Consider the following 25,848-nt stretch of genomic DNA (forward strand, 5'->3'; position numbering starts at 1 on the left):
GTGCCGATATCGTGGGATGTCCTCACCGGAGGAAAGACGGAAATGATCCTCGTTGAACGCAGTGCGCACGTGGCGGCGCCAATTGAAGTGGTCTGGGATGTTGTCCAGCGGGCCGAGCAGTTGCCGGCCTGGCTGGCCGGGGTTCGCGCGGCCGAAGTGCTCTCGGGAGAGGGCTTCGGCCGGCGACAACTGGTCCAGGCGGGGCGCGGCTCGGCGCACGAGGCCGAGGTGATCGCCTACCAGGAGCCGACGTTGATCGGCTGGCGGGAACGGGCCAAGGGCGCCGGCTCTCGGGCGGAGGCACGCACCGAGATCTACGTCCAGCTCACCACCGATGAGGAGGAGGGCGGGACGATCGTGCGGCTCATCGTGGTCCGCTGGCCGGCCGGCCCGGTCAAGGCGGCCCTGCTGCGCCTCGGCCTGCGTCGGGTCGGCGCCGACCTGGAGGACTCGCTGGCCCGGCTCACCGACCTGGCCGCCGTCGGCTGACGAGCGCCCATCCTCCCGGCGTCACCCGCGACGGCGGTGGTCCGGATCCCCGCCAGGGCCCCGGACCACCGCCCCGGCCGACCCCACCCCACCCCACCCCACCCCGTCGCCGCTCGGCGTCGATCATGGACTTGTGGTGCCTGGGACGTAGGCATTCGACCGCTTCGCCCCCCACCACAACTCCATGATCGACGGGGTGTTGTGGGTGGGCAGACATGCGGAAGGGCCCGGCGCATCGCGCCGGGCCCTTCCGTTTGTGCTGGGGTCTAGCTGTCGCCGCCGGTCTCGCCCACCGGGGCGGCGTTGACGTCGTCGATCGCGTACTTCTTGGCGGCCTCGGCCGGGATCGTGGCCGCGATCGCGCCGCTGCGGGCGAGCTGCCGCAGCGTGGCCACCACGATCGACTCCGCGTCGACGTGGAAGTGCCGACGCAGCGCGTGCCGGGTGTCCGACATGCCGAAGCCGTCCGTGCCGAGCGACGTGTAGTCGCCGGGCACCCAGCGGGCGATCAGATCCGGTACCGCACGCATGAAGTCGCTGACCGCGACCTTCGGCCCGTCCGCGTCGGCCAGCTTCTGCTGGATGTACGGAACCTTCGCCTCGGCGCCCGGGTTGAGGAGGTTGTACTCCTCGGTCTCCACGGCGTCGCGGCGCAGCTCGGTCCAGGAGGTCACCGACCAGACGTCGGCGCCCACCCCCCAGTCCTGGGCGAGCAGCTGCTGGGCCTTGAGCGCCCACTGCATCCCGGTGCCCGAGGCCAGCAGGTTGGCCTTCGGGCCGTCGACCTGCGGGGCCGGCGCGTAGCGGTAGATGCCCTTGAGCAGGCCCTCCACGTCCACGTCGGCCGGTTCGGCCGGCTGCAGCGTCGGCTCGTTGTAGACCGTCAGGTAGTAGAAGACGTTCTCCTGCGCGTCCCCGTACATCCGGTGCAGGCCCTGCTCCATGATGTGCGCGATCTCGTACGAGAACGCCGGGTCGTACGCGACCACCGCCGGGTTGGTGGCGGCGATCAGCAGCGAGTGCCCGTCCTCGTGCTGGAGGCCCTCACCGTTGAGCGTGGTCCGACCCGCGGTGGCGCCGAGCAGGAAGCCCCGGGCCATCTGGTCGGCCGCGGCCCACAGCCCGTCGGCGGTCCGCTGGAACCCGAACATCGAGTAGAAGATGTACATCGGGATCATCGGCTCGTCGTGCGTGGCGTACGCCGAGCCGGCCGCGGTGAACGACGCCACCGAACCGGCCTCGTTGATCCCCTCGTGCAGGATCTGCCCGGAGGTCGACTCCTTGTACGACAGGAACAGCTCCCGGTCGACCGAGGTGTAGCGCTGGCCGTGCGGCGAGTAGATCTTCGCGGTCGGGAAGATCGAGTCGAGACCGAAGGTGCGGGCCTCGTCCGGGATGATCGGCACCCAACGCTTGCCGAACTCCTTGTCCTTCATCACGTCCTTGAGCAGACGGACGAAGGCCTGCGTGGTGGCCACCTTCTGCTTGCCCGAGCCGCGCTTGACGTCGGCGAACCGCTCCGGGCCGGGGATGGTCAGCCGCTTCGTGCTGGTCCGCCGGGACGGCAGGAAACCGCCGAGCTGCTCGCGCCGTTCCTTGAGGTACGCCAGTTCCTCGGACTTCTCACCCGGGTGGAAGTACGGCGGCAGGTAGGGGTTGTCCTCCAGCGCCTTGTCCGGGATGTCCAGGTAGAGGCGGTCGCGGAAGGTCTTCAGATCCTCCAGCGTCAGCTTCTTCATCTGGTGGGTCGCGTTGCGGCCCTCGAAGTGCGAGCCGAGCGTCCAGCCCTTGATCGTCTTCGCCAGGATGACCGTGGGCTGACCGGTGTGCTCGGTGGCCGCCTTGTAGGCCGCGTAGAGCTTGCGGTAGTCGTGCCCACCCCGCTTGAGGTTCCAGATCTCGTCGTCGCTGAGCGGCTCGACCATCTTGCGGGTCCGTGCGTCCCGGCCGAAGAAGTGCTCCCGCACGTACGCGCCCGACTCCGCCTTGTAGGTCTGGTAGTCGCCGTCGGTCGTGGTGTTCATGAGGTTGACAAGCGCGCCGTCGGTGTCGGCGGCGAGCAGCGGGTCCCACTCGCGGCCCCAGACGACCTTGATCACGTTCCAGCCGGCACCCCGGAAGAACGCCTCCAGCTCCTGCATGACCTTGCCGTTGCCCCGCACCGGGCCGTCCAGCCGCTGCAGGTTGCAGTTGATCACGAAGGTGAGGTTGTCCAGCTCCTCGCGGGCGGCCACGCCGATGGCGCCGAGCGTCTCCGGCTCGTCCATCTCGCCGTCGCCGAGGAACGCCCAGACGTGCTGCTGGGAGGTGTCCTTGATGCCGCGGTGCTGCAGGTACCTGTTGAACCGGGCCTGGTAGATCGCGTTCAGACCGCCGAGGCCCATCGAAACGGTGGGGAACTCCCAGAAGTCCGGCATCAGCCGCGGGTGCGGGTACGACGGCAACCCGCCACCGGGGTGCGACAGCTCCTGGCGGAACCCGTCGAGCTGGTGCTCGCTGAGCCGTCCCTCCAGGAACGCCCGCGCGTACATGCCGGGGGAGGCGTGGCCCTGGTAGAAGATCTGGTCGCCACCGCCCGGGTGGTTCTTGCCCCGGAAGAAGTGGTTGAAGCCCACCTCGTAGAGCGACGCGGAGCTGGCGAAGGTGGAGATGTGCCCGCCGACGCCGATCTCCGGGCGCTGCGCCCGGTGCACCAGCATGGCGGCGTTCCACCGGACGTACGCCCGGATCCGCCGCTCGACGTGCTCGTCACCCGGGAACCAGGGCTCGCGCTCGGACGGGATGGTGTTGATGTAATCGGTGGTGGTCAGGGGCGGAACCCCGACCTGGCGCTCGCGGGCCCGCTCCAGCAGGCGCAGCATGACGTAGCGGGCGCGCTTGGCTCCGCGTTCGTCGATGACACCGTCAAGCGACTCGACCCATTCGCTTGTCTCGTCAGGGTCGATGTCCGGAAGCTGGCTCGGTAGGCCGTCGCTGATCACCGGGCGCTTGCGTTCCGTAGCCACAGGCGTTCCCTCGGTTGTGTGTGGGATAGGTCTCTAGCGCCATCCTGCCCCCTGGTGGCACCCCTCGTCACGTCTAGGTCCCCCGGACGCGATGCTGAACACAGGTACCCGTCGGTAACTTAACGCTACGGCCCGGTGAAACCTGAGCGGTTTGACCGGCACTCCTACCGTCGGCACCATGAACCGACGTTCTGCCGCGGTTGCCGCCAGCATGATCGTTTTCGGGGTGGCGGGCCTGGTCATCGGCACCTTTGCCCTCGCTTCCGGCAACAACTGGCCGACGGTGGGACTGATGGCCCTCGCGGCCCTACTGGTCGTGTTCGGCGTGGTCCTGCTGCGGGAGACGAGCCGCGCGGCCCGCCTGAGCGGCCAGGCCGGAGGTCGTCGCCGCCGTCCGGACTCGGATGGTGGCGGGTACCCCCTCTACCCGATGCCCGCCGGGGACGCCGGGAGCGGGCACGTCGACCGCCAGCGCGACGGCGACCACGACCGCTCCGACGGTACGGAACCGGTCGGCGGCGGCGATTCCGGGGGAGGTTGGTCCGGCTGGGGATGGTCCAGCGGTGACTCCGGCGGGGGCTCGTCCAGCGGCGGTGACTCCGGCGGCGGTTGGTCCGGTGGCGGGGACTCCGGTGGCGGCGGCAGTTACTGACCCCGCTCTGCGGCAGAATGCGACGTATGCGCAGCGACGTGATCACCGTCCAGACCGGGTCCCGGCCGACCGTCCGGGACATCACCGCCGAAGCCCAACAGTTCGTCTCCGGGGAGGGTGACGGCCTGCTGCACGTCTTCGTGCCGCACGCCACGGCTGGCCTGGCGATCATCGAGACCGGGTCGGGCTCCGACGACGACCTGCTCGGCGCACTGGACGCCCTGCTCCCCACGACGGACCGCTGGCGGCACCGGCACGGTTCACCCGGCCACGGTCGGGATCACGTGCTGCCGGCGCTCGTCCCGCCGTACGCCACGCTGCCGGTGCTCGGCGGGCGTCTGGCGCTGGGCACGTGGCAGTCGATCTGCCTCGTCGACACCAACGGCGACAACCCCACCCGCCAGGTCCGCTTCTCCTTCCTCCCCGGCTGACGGCCGCGCCGCCGTCCCGCGTCACGATCCGCGCGACGTCCCGGAACTGCCGCCTCGACGGGAGTGGGGGCGGTGCCGAGCGCGGATCGTGACGCGTCGAGCGGGTTACGGGCGGACCGTCTCCTGGTCGATGGTCTGCTGGCCGGGGTCCGCGGCCGGCGTGGCGCTGCGGACCGCTGACGGGACCGGGTTGTCCGCCGTCTGGTGCAGGCCGGGCACGCGGTCCTCGATCACGAACGAGGCCCGGGTGTACGCGGGCGCGCCCGGCCGGCTGACGTACGGCAGCACGTCGAAGTCGGCGGTGAGCTGTCCCGGGGTGATCGTGGTGCGCACGTACCCCCGCAGGTTGTTCTGGAAGCGCAGGTGCGGGTTGAACGCGAACCACGGGTGCGAGCCGGACGCCGAGTCCGCGCCGTCACCGGTCGAGGTGATCGAGGAGCAGACCAGTTCGGTGCCGACGGTGCGCGAGGTCGGGTCGGCGTAGTCCAGCTTGAGATCGCTGGCCCAGTGCGCGTGCACGTCGCCGGTCAGCACCACCGGGTTGCGTACCCCGGCGGCCAACCAACCCCGGGTGATGCGGTCCCGCGAGGCGACGTAGCCGTCCCAGGAGTCCATGCTGGTGACGGTGAGCGGACCGGAGTTGTTGTCCCGTTGAGCGAAGAAGACCTGCTGGCCCAGGATGTCCCACTGGGCGTCCGAGCGCCGGAAGCCGTCCAGCAGCCACGCCTCCTGCTCGGCCCCGGTGATCGACCGGGCCGGGTCGGATGCCGCCGCGCAGTCCCGGTAGCCGTCGCCGCAGGCCTGGTCGTCGCGGTACTGCCGGGTGTCGAGCATGTGGAACGTGGCGAGCCTTCCCCAGCGCACCCGCCGGTAGAGCTGCATGTCGATGCCGCGGGGGATCGAGGTGCGCCGCAGCGGCATGTTCTCGTAGTACGCCTGGAACGCCGCCGCCCGCCGCGCGGGGAACTCCGGGTCCGGCGCCTCGGGCACCTCGTCGGCCCAGTTGTTCTCCACCTCGTGGTCGTCGAACACCACCGCCCACGGCGCCACCGCGTGCGCGGCCTGCAGGTCGGCGTCGGTCTTGTACTGGGCGTGCCGCTGCCGGTAGTTGGCCAGCGTCCGGGTCTCCGGTCCCTCGTGGTCACGCGGGTTGCCAGCGGGGACGTTGTACGTGTCCGGGGCGTACTCGTACTGGTAGTCGCCCAGGTGCAGGATCAGCTCCGGCTCGGTCTCGGCCAACCGCCGGTAGGCGGTGAAGTAGCCGTGCTCGTACTGGGAGCAGGAGGCGAAGCCCATCGCCAGGGCGGTCGGCATGCTCCACGGTGCCGGGGCGGTGCGGGTGCGTCCGGTCGGCGAGACGTGGCGCTCGGCACGGAACCGGTAGAAGTACTCGCGCCCGGGCAGTAGGCCGGCCAACTCCACGTGCACGCTGTGCGCCGAGCGGGTGCGGGCGACGGCGACGCCGCGGCGCACCACATGCCGGAACCGCTCGTCGGCGGCCAGCTCCCAGTGGACCGGCACGTCGCGGTCCGGCATGCCGCCGAGGCCGTCCTCGGCCAGTGGCTGCGGGGCCAGGCGGGTCCACAACACGAACCCGTCGTGGTCGGGGTCGCCGGAGGCCACACCGAGGGTGAACGGGTAGGCCAGCGGCCGGCTCGCCGCCGCGCCGGCCGCCACCGGCAGCCCGGTGACCGCGCCTGCGGCGCCGATTGCGGCGCCGGACAGCAGGATGGTACGTCGGGACAGTGACACGAATCCTCCCCAGAGTCCGATCTGCGTGACTCCGGGAGCCTCGCGATCCGCGGTGGCCGACAGGTGACAGCGAGTGGCCCTGCTCGTCGCCGGCAGTCGAACACCGACGACGCTGCCGATTCGTCCTGACCCACCACGCACCGATCGGCCGTCCGACGGCCCGCCGTCCGACGGGTGATCCGGCCGGCTGGTCCGTGACCGGCGATGCCCGTCCGACCGGTGTGCCCGAACCTGATCGCTGAGCTGCACGACCGGCGCACTGCGTACGATGTGGCCGTGCCGCAGAAGGTGGGTTCGGCAGCAGGTGGACCGGTGGATCGCGCTGGTCTCGCCGCCGATGTGCTGCGCCGGATGGCCCACGTGAGCGACGCCCTGCGTCACCGGCAGGGCTCCGCGTTCGCCGAGTTGGGGCTCACCCCGGCGACGGCCCGGGCGTTGCGCGAGCTGGACCCGGACCACCCGCTGCCCGCCCGTGACCTCGCCGGTCGACTGGGCTGCGACCGGTCGAACGTGACGGCGCTCGTCGACAAGCTGGAGCAGGCCGGGTTGGTCGAGCGCCGCACCGACCCGGCGGACCGCAGGCAGAAGACGTTGGTGGTGACCGAGCGGGGACGCGTCGAACGGGACCGGGTGACCCAGGTGATGTCCGACTCCCGACTCCTGTCCGGGCTGACCGACCAGGAGTTGAGCACCCTTCGTGACCTGGTCCGGAAGATGTCCGACGGTGACTGTTCGGAGCCCCGTGGGCTGGCGTGACCCTGTGGGCCGGAGTGAGTCGACAGGCGCCAACCGTGTCCCGCTGGGCGACACTGGCTCTCGTCGGTAATGCTGTCCCACGTGACGACCCCGCAAGATCTCGACGACCGGTTCCGGGAGACGCTGGCGGCGCTGCCCGCCGCGGTGCGGCGGCGTGACCCCGCCGACCCGGTCAGCGACGATGCCCCCCTGACCGGGGCGCAGGTGCTGGACCTGTTCGACGCGCAGGTGACCAGCCGGCAGCTCGACCTGGCCGGCCGTTGGCTGCGCGGCTTCGGCGAGGGCTTCTACACAATCGGCTCGGCCGGGCACGAGGGCAACGCCGCGGTCGCCGCCGCGCTGCGCCCCACCGATCCGGCGCTGCTGCACTACCGCTCCGGCGCCTTCTACTGCGTCCGCGCCGCGCAGGCCGCCGCCGATTCGGCAGCGACCGCGGGTTCGGCAGCGACCGCGGGTTCGGCAGCGACCACCGACCCGAAGCAGTCCGGTTCGGTGCCGTCCGGTTCGGTGCCGTCTGGCTCCGTGCTGACCGGTTCCGTGCTGTCCGGTGCTGTACCGACCGGCTCCGAGCGCTCCGAGTCCCGGCCGACCCGTGCCGAGACGCGTGACCGTGAGTCCACCGGCGCCGAGTGGCGTGACCGTGAGTCGACCGGCGCCGAGTGGCGTGACCGCGAGTCGACCGGCGCCGAGTGGCCCGGCCCCGAGTCGGCCAGCGCCGAGCGGCCCGACATCGAGCGGCCCGACATCGAGCGGCCCGACATCGAGCGGCCCGACATCGAGCGGCCCGACATCGAGCGGCCCGACCGCGAGGCGACCGGCCCCGAGGCGACCGAGCGTGATCCCGCCGGGTCCGCGCCGGTGGTCGGCGGGTTCGCGGCGTACGAGGACGCGGCCCGGGACGTACTGCGCGGGATGGTCGCCTCCAGTCAGGAGCCGATCGCGGGCGGCCGGCACAAGGTGTTCGGCCGGGCCGACCTGGCCATCGTGCCGACCACCTCCACGATCGCCTCGCACCTGCCCCGCGCGGTCGGGATGGGACTGGCCGTGGAGCGGCTGCGCCGGCTGGACAGCGTCGGGCGGCGTACCGGGGCCGGGGTGCGGGTCGGCGGCGGTGCGGGCCCCGCGTCCGCACCGTGGCCCCCGGACGCGATAGTGGTCTGCTCCTTCGGCGACGCCTCGGTCAACCACGCCACCGCCACCGCCGCGTTCAACACCGCCGGCTGGTACGACCACGCCGGTCTGCGCATCCCGGTGCTCTTCGTCTGCGAGGACAACGGGCTGGGCATCAGCGTCCGCTCACCGGAGGGCTGGGTCGAGGCGACCCTGCGGGCGAAGCCGGGCATCCGCTACTTCAGCGTGGACGGGGCCGACCCGGTGCAGACGTACGCGGTGGCGGCCGAGGCCGCGGCCTGGGTGCGTCGTAACCGGCGGCCGGCCGTGCTGCACCTGCGCACGGTACGGCTGATGGGGCACGCCGGTGCGGACGCGGAGTCGGCGTACCGGAGCACGGCCGAGTTGGCCGAGGACCTGGACCGGGACCCGGTGGTCGCCACCGCGCGGCTGCTCGTCGACGCCGGCGTGGCCACCGGCGAGGAGCTGCTGGCCCGGTACGACGAGACCGGCTGGCAGGTACGCCGGCTGGCCGAGGAGGTGCTGGGCGAGCCGAAGCTGGCCTCCGCGGCCGACGTGGTGTCGGCGCTGGCCCCACGCCGTCCGGTGCGGGTGGCGCGGGCGGTGGCCGACGCCGCGGCGCGGGCCAGCGGGCCGGGCGCCGGCACCCGGGTCGAGGCGTTCGGCGGTAAGCCGCCGGAGTTGGCCGGCCCGATGAGCCTGGCGCAGAGCATCAACGCGGCGCTCGCCGACGGGATGCTCGACCACCCGCAGATGGCGATCTTCGGCGAGGACGTGGCCGCCAAGGGCGGTGTGTACGGGGTGACGAAGGGGCTGCGCGACCGTTTCGGGGCGGCCCGGGTCTTCGACACACTGCTCGACGAGACGTCGGTGCTCGGGCTGGGTCTCGGCGCCGGGTTGGCCGGGATGCTGCCGGTGCCGGAGATCCAGTACCTGGCGTACCTGCACAACGCCGAGGACCAGCTGCGCGGCGAGGCGGCGACCATGCAGTTCTTCTCGCGGGGGGCGTTCCGCAATCCGATGGTGGTCCGGGTCGCCGGGTTGGCGTACCAGGAGGGTTTCGGCGGGCACTTCCACAACGACAACTCGGTGGCCGTACTCCGGGATGTGCCGGGTCTGGTGGTCGCGGTGCCGGCGCGGCCGGACGACGCGGCGCCCATGCTGCGGACCTGCCTGGCCAGCGCGGCGGTGGACGGCAGCGTCTGCGTGTTCGTGGAGCCGATCGCCCTCTACCACACCCGTGACCTGTACGCCGAGGGCGACGGGGAGTGGCTGGCCGCCTATCCGGAGCCGGGCGCGTGGGTTTCCGGGCACGTGCCGATCGGTCGGGCCCGCGTCTACCGGGTCGGCTCGGCCGACGACCTGACCATCATCACCTTCGGTAACGGGGTGCGGATGTCGCTGCGGGCCGCGGCGGTCCTCGCCGAGGAGGGGGTGGGCACCCGGGTGGTGGATCTGCGCTGGCTGGCCCCGCTGCCGGTGGCCGACATCATCCGGGAGTCCTCGGCGACGGGTCGGGTGCTGGTGGTGGACGAGACGCGCCGTTCCGGTGGGGTCGGCGAGGGAGTGATCGCCGCGCTTGTCGACGCCGGATATGTCGGTGCCGCGCGGCGCGTGGCCGGAGTTGACTCGTTTGTACCATTAGGTCCAGCAGCGCGTCATGTTCTGGTCTCGGCGGAAGCCATTACCGACGGTGCCCGTACGCTGCTGGCACGGTAAATTCCGTTGCACCCGGTGCGCCACTTGCGCGGGGACGCACAAGTGTGTGGACTTTGCCTGACGGCGTCGCACCGACGCCGCGAGCAGGGACGAGATGAGGAGGCACGCGACAGTGAGCGCGACCGCTGGTCAGGCCGCCGACGGGGTACGCAGCCTGGCGGACCGGTTCGGAATCGAACCGGGGATGGTCGTCATGGAGATGGGGTACGACGACGACGTCGACCAGGATCTCCGGGACGCCCTGACCGACCGCTGTGGAGAGCTGGTCGACGAGGACACCGACGAGGTGGTCGACGCGGTGCTGGTTTGGTACCGCGACGGCGACGGTGACCTTTTCGAACTTCTCGTCGATGCCCTCGGCCCGCTGGCCGACAACGGGGTCGTGTGGCTACTCACCCCGAAGGCGGGGCGTGACGGGCACGTCGAGCCGAGCGAGGTCGCGGAGTCCGCGCCCACCGCCGGCCTTCAGCAGACCTCGACCGTCAACGCCGGCCGGGACTGGAGCGGCGCACGTCTGGTGCTGCGCCGAGGGGCCAAGGCCAAGAAGTAGCCCGCGCCGTTTCGTCGGCCCGGCGGTCCGCACCGTCGGGTGGCAGGCTGGTGCCGTTCCCCCCGACTCGACCCCCGAGGAGATCACGCATGCCCATCGAGGTTGGTGCCGAGGCACCGGACTTCGTGCTGAAGGACCAGAACAACCAGGAAGTCCGACTCTCCGATTTCCGGGGCAGGCGCGGCGTGCTGCTGGTCTTCTACCCGTTCGCCTTCACCGGCACCTGCCAGGGCGAGCTGAGCGAGGTGCGAGACAACCTCGACGCGTACGTGAACGACGACGTCCAGGTGCTGACGGTCAGCGTCGACTCGGTCTACAGCCACAAGGTCTGGGCCGACCGCGAGGGCTACCAGTTCCCCATGCTTGCCGACTTCTGGCCGCACGGCGCCGTCGCCCAGGCGTACGGGGTCTTCAACGATGTCGCCGGCTTCGCCAACCGGGGCACCTTCGTCATCGACAAGGCCGGTGTGGTCCGCTACGCCGAGATGAACGGCCCGGGCGAGGCCCGCGACCAGCAGGGCTGGCGCAAGGCCATCGCCGAAGCGACCATCTGACCGGGGTACGCCGTGCGCCGAGGTCGGCGGTGAGCAAGGTAAGCTTGCCAGCCACCGGCCCGCCGCACGGGCGATCCGGGCGCGTAGCTCAGTGGGAGAGCACTCGCCTTACAAGCGAGGGGTCGCAGGTTCGAAACCTGCCGCGCCCACCATCCTGACCAGCAACGAAGCACGTTACAAGATTGAGCGGGCGGCTGTTGACAGCAATGCTGACAGCAACGGGTTCACGATAGCCGTCTGTCCCGCTTGCCGAGCGCTTGGCGCAGCGCGTCCAAGTTCGTGCGTGAATAGACCGTCAGCGTGAGTCTGATGTCAGCGCGCCGAGCGATGGCCTGGACGACGTGCGGTGTGTCGCATGTCGGTGCAACCGGACTGTTGGAAGGCTGGCTGTTTCCCGTGTGCACCCAACGAGGGCTCTCCGACAACGGCAGCTGCTACCGCAGCCACGCCTGGCGTGACGCCTGAACCCAGCTGGGCATCACCGCCAAACGCACCCGCCCCTACCGCCCACAAACCAACGGCAAGATCGAACGTTTCCACCGCACCATGGCCCAGGGCTGGGCCTTCAAACGGATGTACTCCAGCGAGTCAGCCCGCTGAAACGTCCTACCCGCCTGGCTAATCGTTTCTTGATCGTTCGGTTGCCGTCGCCGGTTGTGCGTACTCCCATCTGGTCGCGCCGATGCCAACTACGGACGTAGATCCCAAGAGCGCGAGATGCGGGGCCGGCTGAAGCGCTCTACATTTAGTAAACGCGGTCACCGGCATGCGTTCCAAGATGGGAAGTGCCGACACATGGGACTTTTTCGCAAGCGACGCCACAAGGTCACCTGTCCGTTCTGTAGCGGTAGTGGCGGAACGAATGTACCGAGGCCCACGTCGACCGACACGATCTGGAATCAGCAAGGCTACGAGACTCGAACGTTCGGCGGGGGCACTAAGTGGGAGTCCTGCGGCATTTGCCACGGCAGCGGCAAGGTAAAAGTGGACGATGAGTGACTAACTGAGTGACTACCCAGGCGTCTGCGGCCCTGAACTTGCGAGCGAGGGGTCGCAGGTTCGAGACCTGCCGCGCCCACCCTTCACCACAAGCGGAAACCGCCCCGACGCGATAAGGGGCTGCATGATCACCGCTCGTCAGTCAGCATGACGGGGTGCCTGACCTTTTGTGGGACGACGTCAAGAACTTCTTCGACCCGGACCTGATGGGTGCGTTGCCGGACGTGCGTGTCGAAGATGCTTCGGTGGAGGACTGGCAGGCGGTGTTCGACCTGGTCCAGACCCAAGGCTGGACGTGGGAGTACTCAGTGGGCCGCTGGCCGATCCACGGTTGGCCGGCTAGGCACAGTGCTGTCCGTTGGCGGGTGTAGCGCCGCCCGGGGCCCTCAGCTGGTGAAGCCGCCGTCCACATTGAGCACCGCACCTGTCACGTACCCGGCCTCGGGGCTGGCCAGGTGCGCGACGGTGGCCGCGATGTCGGCGGGGCGAGCGTAGCGGCCGACGGCGGTGAATCCCCTGATGGCCGCCGCGTTCGGGCCGTCCGCCGGATTGGCGTCCGTGTCGGTCGGCCCGGGGTTGACCAGGTTGACGGTGATGTTCCGGGGGCCCAGTTCGCGGGCCAGGCCCCGGGTCAACCCGACGAGCGCGGTCTTGCTCATGCAGTAGAGCGTCAGCCCGGGGAAGACGGCCCGTTCACCGACGTTGCTGCCGATGCTGATGATCCGTCCGCCTTCGCCCAGGTGCCGCAGCGCCGCCTGCACGGCGACGTACGGTGCCCGGATGTTCACCGCGATGGTCTGCTCCAGCTCCGCCGGGCCGAGTTCGTCCACGGCGCCGACCAGGAAGACCGCCGCGTTGTTCACCAGGATGTCCAGCCGACCCAGGTCGGCGGCCACCCGGTCGACGGCGCCCCGCACGGCGCTCGGGTCGGCACCGTCGGCCTGGATGGCCAGCGCCCGCCGGCCCAGCGCCTCGATCTGCTTCACCACTGTCGCGGCCCGATCCGCGTCCTGCCGGTAGGTCAGCGCCACGTCGGCACCGTCCTGGGCCAGGCGCAGGGCGATGCCGGCCCCGATGCCGCGAGAGCCCCCGGTCACCAGGGCGACCCTGTCGTTGAGTGTCATCATGCGAACGATCATGTGGCCGCGCGGACCTGCCCGTCTGGCGGCAATCGGACCCCTCGTCCCCACCCCCAGGTCCGAAACCCGCGCCCGTACGGGACCGAACCCGGTGGCGTGCCCGGGTCGGATCTGCTGCACTCTTCACCGGCGACGACAGAGGGGAGGATTCGGTGGAGTTGACGTTGACACCGATGACGGCGCAGGACCTGGCCCGGTTGCTCGGGGAGTTGGAGCAGGGGTACGCGGAGGACCTGGTCGTGAACCGTGGGTTGACCCCGGAGGCGGCCCTCGAACGGTCGGTCAGCCAGATCCGGGAGACGCTGCCGGCCGGCGCGGCGACCGAGGGGGCCCTGCTGCGGCTGGGCCGGGTCGACGACACCGAGATCGGCTGGATCTGGGTGACCCTGCCGGCGGCGACCGCCCCGCGCCAGGCCTGGATCCACAACATCGAGGTGCATCCGGAGCACCGGGGACGCGGCTACGCACGTCGGATGATCCAGCTCATCGAGGCCGAACTCGCCCAGCTCAACGTGCCCGAGTTGGGTCTGAACGTCTTCGGTTCGAACGCCGTGGCGATCGGGCTCTACCGGAGTCTGGGCTTCGAGGTCATCTCGCAGCAGATGGCGAAGCGCATCACCGCGGCGAGCTGAGTCGGGAGCGACCCAGGACGGTCCCCCCGGCAGGACTGTTCACCTGCCCAGCGGGAAACCGGCGCGGACCGCACCTGGGGAGGAGCGACGGATGACGCATGGCGCCGGACTGACCATCGGTGTGCTCGGCTCGTACGGTGGGCGAAATCTCGGCGACGAGGCGATCCTCACCGGCCTGCTCACCGATCTGCGCACGCAGGAACCAAACGCCCGGATCATTGTCTTCTCCCGTAACCCGGAGCACACCCGGGCCGCCCATCCGGATGTCGAGGCGGTGCCGTGGGAGGGCGTCAGCCGTACCGACTCCGCCCTGGTCCTGGCCCAGCTCGACCTGCTCATCCTGGGCGGCGGCGGCATCCTCTACGACCGGGAGGCCCGCCGCTACCTGCGGGTGGTCCGGGTCGCCCAGGAGCGTGGCCTGCCCCTGATCACGTACGCGGTGGGGGTCGGGCCGCTCAGCGACGGGGTGGACACCGGCATGGTCCGGGAGACGCTCTCCGGCGCAACCCAGGTGACGGTCCGTGACCAGGAGTCCCGGATGGTGCTGGAGGAGGCCGGTCTGCTCAACCCGATCACGGTCACCGCGGACCCGGCCTTCCTGTTGCAGCCCGAGGACTTCCCGGCGCACCTGCTCGCCGAGGAGGGCGTGCCGGTCGGTAAGCGGCTGGTCGGGATCAGCGTGCGGGAGCCGGGGCGGGCCGCCGAGCGGCTGGACGTGGACGGCTACCACCGGCTGCTGGCCCAGATCGGTGACTTCCTGGTGCACCGGATCGACGCGTACGTGCTGTTCGTGCCGATGGAGCGCGACGACATTCGGCACGCCCACGGGGTGCTCTCCCACATGGTCGCCGCCGATCACGGTCGGATCCTGCACGGCACCTACTCTCCGCAGCAGGTACTCGGGCTGATGCGGCACTTCGACCTGGCCGTCGGCATGCGCCTGCACTTCCTGATCTTCGCGGCGATGGTCGGCACACCGTTCCTGCCCCTGCCGTACGCCGGCAAGGTCTTCGACCTGGCCCAGCGGCTCGGCGTGCCGGCCCTGCGCGGTGTGGAGCGGGAGGTCGAGGGCCCGCTGTTGGCCGAGGTCGACAGGCTGTGGGACGAGCGGGAGCAACGCGCCGAGGCCACCGCCCGCCGGGTGGCGGAGGTGTGCGAGCAGGCGCGGGGCACCTCGGAGGTCACCCGCGGCGTGTTGGAGGGCCTGCGCAGTCAGGCCCTGACCCGGGTCTGAGTGGGCGCTCAGACCGCGGGGCCGGTCCACCGGTAGCGCCACTCGCTGGCCTCTTCGTGGGCGGTCTCCAGCTCGTAGATCTGTGCCCCCGCCAGCCCACCCGAGCCGAGGTGGTGGTGGGTCAGCGGTGGTCGGCCGTTGCTGTCCAGTTCGACGGTGATGGTCTGCCCGTCCGCCGAGCCGCCGACGAGAGGGATTCGCACGGATGAAGCCATGCGCCCATCCTGCCCGTCGTGTCGCCCGCCCGCAGCGATAAGCGGGGCAGCGGGGAGACCCGGCCCGTGGCTAGGGTCGGCGGATGGAGCAGACGATCGATCCGACGCTCGGTCCGGTGCTCGCCCGCACCGGCGACGAGCGTGCCGTACTGGACTCGTTTCTCGACTTCCACCGTGGCGTGCTGCTGCGCAAGGTGCGCGGTCTCTCCGACGCCGACGCCGGCCGGCGGCTGGTGCCCTCGGCGACCACGCTCGCCGGGCTGGTCAAGCACCTGACCCTGGTCGAGCGGAACTGGTTCCCGACCCTGCTGGCCCCCGAGCCGGGCGACGTCCACCTCACCTCGGCGGAGGACGCGGCGGCGAGCTTCACCCTCGGCGACCAGGACACCGTCGCCGGGCTCACCGAGGCGTACGAGCGGGCCTGCGCCCGGTCCCGGTCGATCGCCGCGCGTTTCGACCTCGACCACGTGGTGCCGCACCCGCAGCTCGGCGAGGTGTCGCTGCGTTGGATCCTGGTGCACCTGATCGAGGAGACGGCCCGACACGCCGGCCACGCCGACATCCTCCGCGAGCTGACCGACGGCGAGTCCGGCGCGATCTGACCCTCCTTGATCAGGTGATGAAAAGTAGGTCAGGAACCGTCCCTGAACCTACTTTTCATCACCTGATCTTCGTTGGGTCGGTGCCCGGGCCGGTGGGGCGCGTGATCGCCCAGCGGGGCCGCATATCCTGGGCGCGGGCGGCGACGAGGGGGAGCAGGTGCTGGTCATCCACGGGCTGTGGAAGCCCGGCGACGGCTCGACCGGCGGTCTCGCCGTCTGGGCCGAGGACAGCGCCGCGCCACAAGCGTCGACCCGTCCCGGCCGGCCGCCCCGGGAGCGCCCGCACCCCTTCGCCGCCGGGCACGCCGACCTGGCCGCCGTCCTCGGCGACGTCGCCGAGCCGACCCGCCCGGGCACCGCGCTGCTGACCCTGCCCACCCGGGCCGGCACGCCCACCGACTCACCCGAGCTGATCCGGACCGCCGTCGCACCCCCGGCCCGCGGCCGGCTCACCCTGGCCGGGTGGCGGGTCCCCGTGCTGGTGTACGCCCCGGACGACGCGCTGCCACTGCTACGCGCCCTGGACGACCTCCCGGCGGTGCCCGGCGCCACCCTGCGCCACCTCGCCGAGTTGGCCGACTTCGCCGCCGACCTGGTAACCCGGGGCCGGGTGCTCCCCGGCGTCGCCGCGGCGACGGATTCACCGCTTGCCGCAGGGGCTTCGTCGGGCGGTTCCGCGCAGGTGTCGGCGCGTGCGGTATGGCGGCCGCTGTTGACCGGCACCGACGCCGGCTGGGCGCGATCACTGGCGCTGGCCCTGCCGCCGGCGTCCCGAGCCGCCGCCGCGCAGCCCACCCCGACCTCGGCAGTGCCGACCTCACCCGTCTCGGCCTCGGCCGATCCGGGTGGGGTTGAGCTGACGGCCGCCGCGCTGGTCGCGGACGCGCTCGACGCGTTGACCGACGCCGCCGCGCGGGCTGCTCTGGCGACCACCACGCTGGCCCGGGGACTGCGGCCGGGTGGCCCGGCACCGGCCTGGTTGGCCGCGCTCGCCGGCCCTCGGCGTGACTTCACCGTCGATCCCCTGGCGTTGGCCACGCTGCGCGAAGAGCTGGACGTCTGGCAGCGGGACGCCGCTGGCGGCCCGGTGCGGGCCAGTTTCCGGCTGGTGGAGCCAGCCCCCGACGAGGTCACCGAACCGATCCTCGCCACCCGCCCGGCGCCGGCCGACAGCACGCCACTGCTGGCCGACAGCACGCCGGTGCCGGCGGAGTCGGTCGGTGGCGGTCGGTGGCGGCTGGAGTTCGGGTTGCAGGCGGCGGACGAGCCCGGTCTGCACGTCGACGCCGGGCAGGTCTGGCGGGCGCCGCAGACGCTCGGCGGCCTGGCCGGTCGCACGAGCAGCCCGCAGGAGACGCTGCTGGCCGAGCTGGGTCGGGCCAGCCGGCTCTGGCCGGACCTGGACGCCGCGTTGCGCACCGCCGCTCCCGAGGCGATGGACCTGGATGTCGAGGGGGCGCACCGGTTCCTCAGCGAGGGTGCCCCGGTGTTGCACGCGGCCGGCTTCGGGGTGCTGCTGCCCTCGTGGTGGCAGCGCCGGTCGGCGCGGCTCGGCGCCCGGCTGCGGGCCCGCAGCCGCACCGCGCCGGGCACGGTCGGTGGCACCGAAACCGGTGTCGGTCTGGACGCCCTGGTCGACTACCGCTGGGAGATCGCCCTCGGTGACCAGCCGTTGTCGGCCGAGGAGTTGGCGGCACTGGCCGAGATGAAGACCCCGCTGGTGCGGCTGCGCGGCCGGTGGGTCGAACTCGATCCGGGGCGGCTCGCCGCCGGTCTGCGTCTGCTCCGCTCGGCGGGTGAGCTGAGCGTCGCCGACCTGCTCCGCCTCGGCCTGGACGACGGCGAGGCCACCGGGGCGCTGCCGGTGCTGGAGGTGACCGCCGACGGGGCACTTGGCGACCTGCTCGCCGGGGCGGTCGAGCGCCGGCTCACCCCGCTGGACCCGCCGCCGGGTTTTCAGGGGACGCTGCGGCCGTACCAACAGCGTGGACTGGCCTGGCTTGCCTTCCTGCGCTCGCTCGGCTTGGGCGGCGTGCTCGCCGACGACATGGGGCTGGGCAAGACCGTGCAGTTGCTCGCGCTGCTCGCCGGGGATCCACCGGACGCCGGGCCGACGCTGCTGGTCTGTCCGATGTCGCTGGTCGGCAACTGGCAACGGGAGGCGGCACGGTTCACGCCGACGCTTCGGGTGCACGTACACCATGGCGCGGAGCGCGCGCGGGGGGCGGAGTTCACGACTGCCGCGCACGGCGCGGACCTGGTCCTCACCACCTACTCGGTGGCCGCCCGCGACGCCGTCGACCTGGCCGGCATCGACTGGCACCGGGTGGTGGTGGACGAGGCGCAGGCGATCAAGAACGCGTCGACCCGGCAGGCCGAGGCGGTCCGCGCGCTGCCCGCCCGGCAGCGGGTGGCGGTGACCGGTACGCCGGTGGAGAACCGGCTCGCCGACCTGTGGTCGATCATGCAGTTCGCCAACCCGGGTCTGCTGGGGCCGGCGGCGACGTTCCGTAAGCGGTTCGCCGAGCCGATCGAGCGCAACGGCGACGTCGAGGCCGCCGAGCGGCTGCGCCGGATCACCGGGCCGTTCGTGTTGCGCCGCCTCAAGACCGACTCGTCGATCATCTCGGATCTGCCGGAGAAGCTGGAGATGGAGGTGGTCTGCAACCTCACCGCGGAGCAGGCCGCCCTGTACCGGGTGGTGGTCGACGACATGCTGGCCCGGATCGAGACCAGCGACGGCATCGAGCGACGCGGCCTGGTGCTGGCCACCATGACCCGACTGAAGCAGGTCTGCAACCACCCGGCCCAACTGCTGCGCGACGGCTCGGCGTTGGAGGGTCGCTCCGGCAAGCTGGCCCGACTGACCGAGATCCTGGAGGAGGTGCTGGCGGCGGGGGAGCGGGCGCTGCTGTTCACCCAGTACGCCGAGTTCGGGGCGATGCTGCGGGGTCACCTGTCGGCGCGGTTCGGCCGGGAGGTGTCGTTCCTGCACGGCGGTCTCGGCAAGGCCGAGCGGGACGCCCTGGTGCAGCGCTTCCAGTCGGCGGACGGTCCGCCGCTGTTCGTCCTCTCCCTCAAGGCCGGTGGCACCGGCCTCACCCTGACCGCCGCCAACCACGTGGTGCACGTGGACCGGTGGTGGAACCCGGCGGTGGAGGACCAGGCCACCGATCGGGCGTTCCGCATCGGTCAACGTCGGCGCGTGCAGGTCCGCAAGTTCGTCTGCGCCGGCACGGTGGAGGAGAAGGTGGCCGCGCTGATCGCGGACAAGCGCAACCTGGCCGAGCGGGTGGTCGGCACCGGCGAGCAGTGGATCACCGAGTTGTCCACCGGCCAGTTGCGCGACCTGTTCGCCCTGGAGGCCGGGGCGGTGGTGGAGTGAGCGAGCGGAGCGCGCGAACCATCAGGCACAGCGTGGTGCCTCACGCCGGCGTGGAGCGCAGCGGAGCGCTGGAGTGAGCCAGCCGAGTACCGACCGGTTCGCCGACTACGGGCGTCCCCGCCGGGTCGACGGGGGTCTGCGGGCGCGCAGCGCCCGGGGCGCGATCGGCAGTTCCTGGTGGTCGCGACGATTCCTGGAGGTGCTGGAGTCCTTCGCGCTCGGCACCCGGCTGACCCGTGGCCGTTCGTACGCGCGGGCCGGTCAGGTGCTCGCGCTCGACATCGCACCGGGGCGGGTCAGCGCGGTGGTGCAGGGCTCGCGCCCGCAGCCGTACCAGGTGTCGATCGCGCTGAGGCCGTTCCCGGCCGCACTCTGGTCCCGGATCGAGGCGGAGCTGGCCGGCCAGGCGTTCTTCAGCGCCCGACTGCTCGCCGGGGACCTGCCCGACGAGTTGGAGGAGCTGTTCGTCGCCGCTGGCGCGCCGCTCTTTCCCGCCGCCGTCGACGAGCTGACCCAGCGGTGCAACTGCCCCGACTTCGCGGTGCCGTGCAAGCACCTCGCGGCGACGTTCTACCTGTTGGCCGAGGCGTTCGACGCGGACCCGTTCGAGTTGCTGCACTGGCGCGGCCGGTCCCGTGCCCAGTTGCTCGACGAGTTGCGCGCCCGGCGGGTCGAGGCCACCGGCGCCGCGTTGCCACCCGCACCGGCCGGCCCACCGTCCGAACCGGACCGACCGGGGTCGACTGTGGACGTCGTGGCACCGGTCGGCGCGGCCCGCGCGCTCGCCGGGCTGCCGGCAACCCCGCTGGCCGAATCGGCGGACCGGTTCTGGATGCCGTCGGTGCCGCTGCCCGATCGGCCACCCCGACTGGCGACCGGCCCCGACCTCCTGCTGCGCCAGCTCGGAGCGCCAGCTCCGGCCATCGGTGGGCCGGGGCTGCTGGAACGCTTGCGTCGTGCGTACCGGGCCTTCGGCCCGGCCGACCGGTGAGCCGTCACGTCCACCGGCGGCGGAACCGCCACATGATCGCGGCGTTCGCCACGAGCACCACCGCGCAGATCGCGCCGGTCAACTGGCCGGCGAACACGGCTATCGCTGGCAGCGACGCCCACAGCACGATGGTCAACAACATCAGGTAGCGGCCCCTGCGGGCCCGGGCCCGGTGGTCCAGCCGGGCGAAGAAGGCCGGGTCACTCTCCCGGAGCTGACGGGTGATCTGGTCGAACCTGCGCTGATCCTCTTTGCTGAGCATGGCGCTGCCTTCCCCTCACGCGTTCAGCGGTTCGGCGGCATACCCGCCGTGACGGCGGCTCACGCCCGCCCGCTGCTGCTACTTTTCCGCCACGCGAGCGCACCTCATGTCCGGCTTACCCAAACCTTAAGTTTGTCTGTGGTGATGGGCGGCGCGGAACGTGTCGCCCACGGCGGGGTGGTCCGATCTGTGCCCGGCTGCCGCGCGTACGCCCTGCTGGGAGGGTCCGCGCTCGACTCCGACCCGCCGCCCGATCCCGACGACGCGCTGAGCGCTGTCTTAAGTGCCCTCCTGCGGGTGGTCGGCCCACCTTGAAGGCACCTGAGGGCTTGGCTACCTTGCCGTAGCAACCCCCTCAGGCAACAGTCGCCGCACCTGCCGCACCTGCCCGGTCGCAGTTCTCGGCGCTCATCAGAAATCGGGATTGGTACATGGCCGACCAGAATGTGCCACCACGTCGACCGCGGGACGACCGCGGTTGGGACGGACGCCAGCACCACAGCGCGGACGGCTACGGCGACCCCCACACGCCCGCGCCGTACGGGTACGACTCGCCCCACCCCTACCAGGGCGGCTACCCGGCGCAGGCCGACCCGCGTGAGCAGTACGGCGACGGTTACGCCCACGCCGGACAGCCGGCCCCCGGCCCGCGCGGACCGCAGTGGGTCGGCCCGGAGGGTCTCGGCCGGCCGGCGCCGGCGCGACCGGCCGGTGCCGGACTGCCCGCCCTGGACGATGACGGCGACCCGGGCCGCAAGGTCGGCCGGCGCAGGGCCATGGCCGCCCTCGGCGGCACCGCGGCCGTCGTCGCCGGTGGCGCGGCGATCGCCATGACCCCGCAGTTCCGTGGCCTCTTCGGCGACGAGGCGGCAGCGGCCGGCGACGCGACCGGCAGCACGGTGACCGACGGCACCGCGGCGCGGCCCAGCGGCCAGCAGCCCAGCACGGTGCGTACGTACACCGAGCAGAACGAGAGCTACATGGGCTCCCGGGCCGGTGAGGCGCTGAAGAAGAACGCGCCGACAAGTGGACGGACCCTGCCCGGCCCGGCCGCCGCCGCGGCGGCGACCAAGGTGACAGTCAAGACGGTGCTGGCCAAGGACCCGATCCTGCACCTGGCCCGGCGTGCCACCTTCGGGCCGACGCCCGCGGTGGTCGCCGACATCAAGAGCCAGGGCATCGACGCCTGGATCCGCGCCCAGTTGGAGCCGGACAAGCTGGAACCGAGCAAGGCCGAGCTGAAGCTCTCCGAACTGCCCACCCTGAAGCTCAACCCGCAGCAGTTGCGCACCCAGCGGGACCAGCTCAACGAGCAGGGCGCCCAGCCGGAGCGGGAGATGGTCGACGCCACCATCGCGCGGCAGATCTGGTCGAAGCGCCAGCTGTTCGAGGTGATGGTCGACTTCTGGAACGACTTCCTGCACGTCGCGGCCGACTTCGACGGCGGCGAGGTCTACCGCAACTCGTTCGACCAGGACGTCGTGCGCAAGCACGCGCTGGGCAGCTACCCCGAGATGCTCGTCGCCGCGAACAAGCACCCCGCGCTGCTGATCTACCTGAACCAGAAGGACTCCCGCAAGGACGCGATCAACGAGAACCTCGCTCGGGAGAACCTCGAGCTCTACTCGGTCGGCGTCGACGGCGGCTACGAGGAGCAGGACGTCCGGCAGGCGGCCATGCTGCAGACCGGTCGCGGCATCGACCGGGACGGCAAGTACGTCTTCAAGCCGGAACAGCACTACGTCGGCAAGGTGAAGATCCTTGGCTTCACCCACGCCAACGACTCACTGGACCCGAAGAAGGCCGACGCGGCGATCGACGCGTACATCGCCTACATCGCGCTGCACCCGTCGACGGCGAGGTACGTCGCGCAGAGCCTGGCGACCCGGTTCGTCTCGGACACCCCGCCGAAGTCCCTGGTGGACCGGCTGGCCAAGACGTACACCACCAACAACGGCCTGATCAAGCCGGTGCTGATGGCGCTGTTCAGCTCCTCGGAGTTCTGGGCCGGCGTGGGCCAGAAGGTGCGCCGGCCGATGGAGTACCTGGTCGCCACGTACCGCACCCTGGGCGTCTCACCGGACCCGTCGCCGAAGCACAACAACGGCGACAACAAGCGCACCCCGTACGCCCGCGGCCTGCGGCAGATCCACGACAAGCTGCGCGAGCTGGGCCACTACCCGATGGGTCAGCCCACCCCGGACGGCTACCCGGACGTCTACGTCGCCTGGACGTCGGCCGGCACCATGGTCAACGGCTGGAACGAGGCGGGCGAGATCATCGCCGGCTACCGTACCGCCTTCACGTACACGGCGCCCGAGAAGTTGATCGCCAAGCCGCCGGCCACCGCCGGGGCGTACGTGGACGCGCTCTCCCAGCGGCTGGTGGGCCAGCTGCTGAGCACGCGGGAGAAGAACCTCATCCTCGGTGTGGCCGGTGTGCCGGCGACTGCCAAGGTGGACGCCACGTTCAACGGGGCCATCACCGCCGTCGCGCGGGCGATCCTCGCTTCCCCCCAGCACCACCTCCGGTGAGGCACCCGATGGAGAAGACTGTGTACAACTCTTTCCCCCTGCACCCCGAATGCCCCGACGTGCGACGGCTGGCCGACAACCCGGCCGAGGCGTTGCTGCGCGCGGAGGCGGACATCGTCGCCGCCGAGAACGCCGCCGAGGCCGACCGCTACCGCACTCTGGAGAACCTGGAGGAGGCCCAGCAGGACGGTCGTGGCGTCACCCGGCGGACCTTCGTCGTGGGTGCCGCGGCCACCGCCACCGCCCTGGCCACCGCCCAGTTCGTGACCACGTCGGCGTCGTTCGCGGCGACCCCGACCGGCACCCTGATCCACGTCTTCCTCTACGGCGGCCTGGACGGGCTGAGCCTGGTCGCGCCGGACAACGAGCCGGTGCTCGCCAAGGCCCGCCCCGACCTGCTGCTCGGCAACGACTCGCTGGCCCTGGACCGTGGTTTCAAGCTGACCAGCGCGTTCAAGCCGCTGGAGAAGTGGCTCGCGGCCGGTCAGCTGGGCTTCGTCCCGGGGACCTCGGACCCGCGGTTGTCGCGCAGCCACTTCCAGGCCGCGGACGCCTGCAACCTGGGCGGCCTGCCCAACGAGACCGGTGGCCGGGGCTGGCTCGACGGTCTGGTCGACCACCTGGGCAAGGGCACCGCGTTCCGCAGCGTCGGCATCGGCAGCACCCTGCCCCGCTCCCTTGTGGGCACCAACGGCGCGCTGTCGCTGAACAACGTGGGATCGCTGCGGCTCAACGGCGACCAGAAGTTCCGGGCCGCCACCGAGGCCGCCATCAAGGGGCTCTTCACCGGGATCAACCACCCGGTCGAGGAGGCCGTGCAGGAGGGCATGGGCGCGCTGGCCACCGCCCAGCAGTTGGCCGCCAAGCCGTACGAGCCCGCCGAGGGCGTCAAGTACGAGGGCGTCGGCAACTCGTTCAAGCAACTCGCCCAGCTCATCAAGGGCGGCGCGAACGTCCGGGTCGCCACCGTCGGGATGGGCGGCTACGACACCCACGAGAACCAGGGCACCGCCGCCGGCGGCCAGTTGCACCGCCGGTTGAACGAGCTGGCCAGCGCGATGGCGGCCTTCTTCACCGACCTCGGCCCGCAGGCCGCCGACGTGACGATCATGGTGTCCAGCGAGTTCGGCCGCCGGGTCGGTTCCAACACCGGCGGCACCGACCACGGGCACGGTGGGGTGGTCACGATCCTCTCCGGCAAGAAGCTGGCCGGTTCGCTGCTCGGCGACTGGAACGGTCTGGACAAGCTGGACTCCGGTGACGTGCCGGAGTACAACAACATGTTCAACGTGTACGGCGCGGTGGCCCAGGGCCGGTTCGGGCTCACCAACGCGGAGGTCGAGAAGGTCTTCCCCCGCCAGAAGTACGCCCCGATGAAGCTGTACGCGTGACGCACTCGCACACCCACGCCGCCGGCCGTCGTACCGGGACCTCGTCCCGGCACGGCGGCCGGTCGGCTGCGCCCGTACCCCCGCAGGTGCCGGACCGGCGCGGACCCGGCGGCCGGCGGCTGCTCGGCCTGTTGCTCCTGGTCGGGCTACTCGCCAGCGTGCTGCCGTGGTGGCTGGGCACCCCCGCCGGTTCGTTGCGCAGCACCGCGTCCACCGTCACCGCGGCCGGCCGGATCACCGGCCTGATCGCCGGCTACCTGCTGCTGGTGCAGGTGCTGATGATGAGCCGGCTGCCGGTGCTGGAACGGTGGATCGGCGGCGAGCAGATGGCCCGCTGGCACCGCGACGTCGGCGCCACCCTGCTGGTCGCCGTGCTGGCGCACCTGTCGCTGATCATCGTCGGCTACGCCGACCTGCGGAACCAGTCGCTCCTCGCCGAGGTCGGCACGCTGCTCGGCGACTACGAGGACATGGTGTCGGCGTTCGTCGCCGCCGGCCTCATGATGCTTGTCGGGTTCAGCAGCATCCGGGGGATCCGCCGGGCGCTGCCCTACGAGCTGTGGCACCTGCTGCACCTGTCCAGCTACCTGATCCTGCTGCTCGGCTTCGGCCACCAGTTCACCCACGGCGCGCAGCTCTACAAGCCCGGCCCGGTCCGCACCGGTTGGATCGCGCTCTACCTGCTGGTGGTCGCCGCCCTGCTCTGGGGTCGGGTGCTCGCGCCGCTGGCGTTCAACCTGCGCTACAAACTGCGGGTCGCCGACGTGGTCGCCGAGAGTCCCGACACCATCTCCATCTACCTCACCGGCGAGCGGCTCGGCCGGCTGGCGATGCTCGGCGGCCAGTACTTCCGCTGGCGCTTCCTCACCAGGGGCTGCTGGTGGCAGTCGCACCCGTTCTCCGTCTCCGCCGCCGCGAACGGGCGCTGGTTGCGGCTCACCGTCAAGGTCGTCGGCGCGCACACCGGGGACCTGCGGGACCTGACCCCGGGCACCCGGGTCTGGGCCGAGGGCCCCTCGGGCACCTTCACGGCGGCGCACCGGGTCCGCGAGCGGGCCCTGCTGATCGCGGGCGGCAGCGGCATCACGCCGATCCGGGCGATGCTGGAGGAGTTGCCGCCGGGCGCGGCCCTGATCTACCGGGCCCGTACCCCCACCGACGTGCTGCTCAGCCGCGAGCTGGACTGGCTGGCGCAGGAGCGCGACACCTCGGTCTGGTACGTCATCGGGTCCCGCGACGACCCCGGCCCCCGGCAGCTGATGAGCCCGGACGGGTTGCGTCAACTGGTGCCCGACGTGGCCCGGCGCGACGTCTACCTGTGTGGGCCACCCGGCCTGGTGGAGCAGTCGGTGCGCGCGCTGCGCCGGGCCGGCGTGCCCCGACGGCAGATCCACCTGGCCACGTTCGAGTTGTAGGAAGGCATCA

21 protein-coding genes, 1 tRNA gene and 3 pseudogenes are annotated in these 25,848 nt (G+C 71.4%); 20 read left to right on the forward strand and 5 right to left on the reverse strand.

Translation table 11 applies throughout. The annotated features are described in order from the left end of the window. Positions 1-42: 42 nt before the first annotated feature. Positions 43-489 carry an SRPBCC domain-containing protein gene (locus tag ACGFIQ_RS34530; RefSeq protein WP_088988232.1) on the forward strand — a complete coding sequence of 149 codons (447 nt, stop codon included), beginning with the start codon at positions 43-45 and terminating at the stop codon, positions 487-489. A 266-nt stretch (positions 490-755) separates the two neighbouring features. On the opposite strand, the gene aceE is transcribed toward ACGFIQ_RS34530, so the two are convergent. Next, the gene (gene aceE, locus ACGFIQ_RS34535) at positions 756-3,494 is read right to left on the reverse strand and encodes a pyruvate dehydrogenase (acetyl-transferring), homodimeric type (RefSeq protein WP_393250260.1); all 2,739 of its coding nucleotides are present in this window, start codon (positions 3,492-3,494) and stop codon (positions 756-758) included. A 178-nt stretch (positions 3,495-3,672) separates the two neighbouring features. On the opposite strand from aceE, the gene ACGFIQ_RS34540 reads away from it, so the two are divergent. Both ACGFIQ_RS34540 and ACGFIQ_RS34545 read left to right on the forward strand, forming a co-directional pair. Then, complete coding sequence (locus ACGFIQ_RS34540; protein ID WP_393250262.1) at positions 3,673-4,146, forward strand: hypothetical protein; 474 nt, start codon at positions 3,673-3,675, stop codon at positions 4,144-4,146. A 26-nt stretch (positions 4,147-4,172) separates the two neighbouring features. Further along, on the forward strand, positions 4,173-4,577 hold the full coding sequence (locus ACGFIQ_RS34545; protein ID WP_393250264.1) for a YjbQ family protein: 405 nt from the start codon (positions 4,173-4,175) through the stop codon (positions 4,575-4,577). A gap of 105 nt (positions 4,578-4,682) precedes the next feature. Here the strand turns inward: ACGFIQ_RS34545 and ACGFIQ_RS34550 are convergent, their stop codons facing one another. After that, positions 4,683-6,329, reverse strand: coding sequence for an alkaline phosphatase D family protein (locus tag ACGFIQ_RS34550; protein ID WP_393250266.1), 1,647 nt, complete (start codon positions 6,327-6,329; stop codon positions 4,683-4,685). 351 nt (positions 6,330-6,680) lie between these two features. On the opposite strand from ACGFIQ_RS34550, the gene ACGFIQ_RS34555 reads away from it, so the two are divergent. The 8 genes and pseudogenes from ACGFIQ_RS34555 (at position 6,681) to ACGFIQ_RS34590 (ending at position 12,409) form a co-directional block, all read left to right on the forward strand. After that, on the forward strand, positions 6,681-7,085 hold the full coding sequence (locus ACGFIQ_RS34555; RefSeq protein WP_393250328.1) for a MarR family winged helix-turn-helix transcriptional regulator: 405 nt from the start codon (positions 6,681-6,683) through the stop codon (positions 7,083-7,085). 69 nt (positions 7,086-7,154) lie between these two features. Continuing rightward, positions 7,155-7,499 (forward strand): annotated as a pseudogene (locus ACGFIQ_RS34560) (transketolase); the annotation flags it as partial. 396 nt (positions 7,500-7,895) lie between these two features. Next, a pseudogene (locus ACGFIQ_RS34565) lies at positions 7,896-9,935 on the forward strand (thiamine pyrophosphate-dependent enzyme); the annotation flags it as partial. Between the two features lie 112 nt (positions 9,936-10,047). Further along, positions 10,048-10,485 (forward strand): DUF3052 domain-containing protein, encoded by a 438-nt coding sequence (locus ACGFIQ_RS34570; protein ID WP_110565654.1) that lies wholly within the window; start codon positions 10,048-10,050, stop codon positions 10,483-10,485. An 89-nt stretch (positions 10,486-10,574) separates the two neighbouring features. Beyond that, complete coding sequence (locus ACGFIQ_RS34575; protein ID WP_393250268.1) at positions 10,575-11,039, forward strand: peroxiredoxin; 465 nt, start codon at positions 10,575-10,577, stop codon at positions 11,037-11,039. 77 nt (positions 11,040-11,116) lie between these two features. After that, positions 11,117-11,191 (forward strand) — tRNA-Val (locus ACGFIQ_RS34580). A gap of 244 nt (positions 11,192-11,435) precedes the next feature. After that, positions 11,436-11,636: pseudogene (locus tag ACGFIQ_RS34585) on the forward strand (integrase core domain-containing protein); the annotation flags it as partial. A gap of 557 nt (positions 11,637-12,193) precedes the next feature. Continuing rightward, complete coding sequence (locus tag ACGFIQ_RS34590) at positions 12,194-12,409, forward strand: hypothetical protein (protein ID WP_393250336.1); 216 nt, start codon at positions 12,194-12,196, stop codon at positions 12,407-12,409. 15 nt (positions 12,410-12,424) lie between these two features. Here the strand turns inward: ACGFIQ_RS34590 and ACGFIQ_RS34595 are convergent, their stop codons facing one another. Further along, positions 12,425-13,165, reverse strand: coding sequence for an SDR family NAD(P)-dependent oxidoreductase (locus tag ACGFIQ_RS34595; protein ID WP_393250270.1), 741 nt, complete (start codon positions 13,163-13,165; stop codon positions 12,425-12,427). A 164-nt stretch (positions 13,166-13,329) separates the two neighbouring features. Here ACGFIQ_RS34595 and ACGFIQ_RS34600 point away from each other — a divergent pair, with 164 nt between their 5' ends. Both ACGFIQ_RS34600 and ACGFIQ_RS34605 read left to right on the forward strand, forming a co-directional pair. Beyond that, on the forward strand, positions 13,330-13,809 hold the full coding sequence (locus ACGFIQ_RS34600) for a GNAT family N-acetyltransferase (protein WP_393250272.1): 480 nt from the start codon (positions 13,330-13,332) through the stop codon (positions 13,807-13,809). A gap of 91 nt (positions 13,810-13,900) precedes the next feature. Beyond that, complete coding sequence (locus tag ACGFIQ_RS34605; RefSeq protein WP_393250274.1) at positions 13,901-15,043, forward strand: polysaccharide pyruvyl transferase family protein; 1,143 nt, start codon at positions 13,901-13,903, stop codon at positions 15,041-15,043. 8 nt (positions 15,044-15,051) lie between these two features. Here the strand turns inward: ACGFIQ_RS34605 and ACGFIQ_RS34610 are convergent, their stop codons facing one another. After that, entirely contained in the window at positions 15,052-15,258 is a 207-nt protein-coding gene (locus ACGFIQ_RS34610) for a hypothetical protein (protein WP_393250276.1), read from the reverse strand. Between the two features lie 83 nt (positions 15,259-15,341). Between ACGFIQ_RS34610 and ACGFIQ_RS34615 the strand changes: the two genes are divergently transcribed. The 3 genes from ACGFIQ_RS34615 (at position 15,342) to ACGFIQ_RS34625 (ending at position 20,236) form a co-directional block, all read left to right on the forward strand. After that, positions 15,342-15,860 (forward strand): DinB family protein, encoded by a 519-nt coding sequence (locus ACGFIQ_RS34615; RefSeq protein WP_393250278.1) that lies wholly within the window; start codon positions 15,342-15,344, stop codon positions 15,858-15,860. Between the two features lie 157 nt (positions 15,861-16,017). Further along, the gene (locus ACGFIQ_RS34620) at positions 16,018-19,245 is read left to right on the forward strand and encodes an SNF2-related protein (protein ID WP_393250280.1); all 3,228 of its coding nucleotides are present in this window, start codon (positions 16,018-16,020) and stop codon (positions 19,243-19,245) included. Between the two features lie 73 nt (positions 19,246-19,318). Beyond that, the gene (locus ACGFIQ_RS34625; protein WP_393250282.1) at positions 19,319-20,236 is read left to right on the forward strand and encodes an SWIM zinc finger family protein; all 918 of its coding nucleotides are present in this window, start codon (positions 19,319-19,321) and stop codon (positions 20,234-20,236) included. 4 nt (positions 20,237-20,240) lie between these two features. Here ACGFIQ_RS34625 and ACGFIQ_RS34630 read toward each other — a convergent pair whose 3' ends face one another. Then, complete coding sequence (locus tag ACGFIQ_RS34630; RefSeq protein WP_393250284.1) at positions 20,241-20,498, reverse strand: DUF3040 domain-containing protein; 258 nt, start codon at positions 20,496-20,498, stop codon at positions 20,241-20,243. Between the two features lie 144 nt (positions 20,499-20,642). Here ACGFIQ_RS34630 and ACGFIQ_RS34635 point away from each other — a divergent pair, with 144 nt between their 5' ends. The 4 genes from ACGFIQ_RS34635 (at position 20,643) to ACGFIQ_RS34650 (ending at position 25,838) form a co-directional block, all read left to right on the forward strand. Beyond that, positions 20,643-20,813 (forward strand): hypothetical protein, encoded by a 171-nt coding sequence (locus ACGFIQ_RS34635; protein ID WP_393250286.1) that lies wholly within the window; start codon positions 20,643-20,645, stop codon positions 20,811-20,813. Positions 20,814-20,929: 116 nt separating this feature from the next. Further along, positions 20,930-23,032 carry a DUF1800 family protein gene (locus ACGFIQ_RS34640; protein ID WP_393250288.1) on the forward strand — a complete coding sequence of 701 codons (2,103 nt, stop codon included), beginning with the start codon at positions 20,930-20,932 and terminating at the stop codon, positions 23,030-23,032. A gap of 8 nt (positions 23,033-23,040) precedes the next feature. Beyond that, positions 23,041-24,423 carry a DUF1501 domain-containing protein gene (locus tag ACGFIQ_RS34645; RefSeq protein WP_393250290.1) on the forward strand — a complete coding sequence of 461 codons (1,383 nt, stop codon included), beginning with the start codon at positions 23,041-23,043 and terminating at the stop codon, positions 24,421-24,423. Further along, on the forward strand, positions 24,420-25,838 hold the full coding sequence (locus ACGFIQ_RS34650; protein ID WP_393250292.1) for a ferric reductase-like transmembrane domain-containing protein: 1,419 nt from the start codon (positions 24,420-24,422) through the stop codon (positions 25,836-25,838). The genes ACGFIQ_RS34645 and ACGFIQ_RS34650 overlap by 4 nt, the downstream gene beginning before the upstream one ends. Positions 25,839-25,848 lie beyond the last annotated feature (10 nt).

Source organism: Micromonospora sp. NPDC048898 (genome assembly GCF_043198035.1).
Classification (GTDB): Bacteria; Actinomycetota; Actinomycetes; order Mycobacteriales; family Micromonosporaceae; genus Micromonospora.

Excerpts from the sequence above, each read along its gene's own strand:
- ACGFIQ_RS34530 (WP_088988232.1), top strand. The coding sequence starts at position 43 with ATGATCCTCGTTGAACGCAGTGCGCACGTGGCGGCGCCAATTGAAGTG.
- ACGFIQ_RS34540 (WP_393250262.1), top strand. The coding sequence starts at position 3,673 with ATGAACCGACGTTCTGCCGCGGTTGCCGCCAGCATGATCGTTTTCGGG.
- ACGFIQ_RS34545 (WP_393250264.1), top strand. The coding sequence starts at position 4,173 with ATGCGCAGCGACGTGATCACCGTCCAGACCGGGTCCCGGCCGACCGTC.
- ACGFIQ_RS34555 (WP_393250328.1), top strand. The coding sequence starts at position 6,681 with ATGGCCCACGTGAGCGACGCCCTGCGTCACCGGCAGGGCTCCGCGTTC.
- ACGFIQ_RS34575 (WP_393250268.1), top strand. The coding sequence starts at position 10,575 with ATGCCCATCGAGGTTGGTGCCGAGGCACCGGACTTCGTGCTGAAGGAC.
- ACGFIQ_RS34595 (WP_393250270.1), bottom strand. The coding sequence starts at position 13,165 with ATGATGACACTCAACGACAGGGTCGCCCTGGTGACCGGGGGCTCTCGC.
- ACGFIQ_RS34605 (WP_393250274.1), top strand. The coding sequence starts at position 13,901 with ATGACGCATGGCGCCGGACTGACCATCGGTGTGCTCGGCTCGTACGGT.
- ACGFIQ_RS34610 (WP_393250276.1), bottom strand. The coding sequence starts at position 15,258 with ATGGCTTCATCCGTGCGAATCCCTCTCGTCGGCGGCTCGGCGGACGGG.
- ACGFIQ_RS34615 (WP_393250278.1), top strand. The coding sequence starts at position 15,342 with ATGGAGCAGACGATCGATCCGACGCTCGGTCCGGTGCTCGCCCGCACC.
- ACGFIQ_RS34630 (WP_393250284.1), bottom strand. The coding sequence starts at position 20,498 with ATGCTCAGCAAAGAGGATCAGCGCAGGTTCGACCAGATCACCCGTCAG.
- ACGFIQ_RS34635 (WP_393250286.1), top strand. The coding sequence starts at position 20,643 with ATGGGCGGCGCGGAACGTGTCGCCCACGGCGGGGTGGTCCGATCTGTG.
- ACGFIQ_RS34640 (WP_393250288.1), top strand. The coding sequence starts at position 20,930 with ATGGCCGACCAGAATGTGCCACCACGTCGACCGCGGGACGACCGCGGT.
- ACGFIQ_RS34645 (WP_393250290.1), top strand. The coding sequence starts at position 23,041 with ATGGAGAAGACTGTGTACAACTCTTTCCCCCTGCACCCCGAATGCCCC.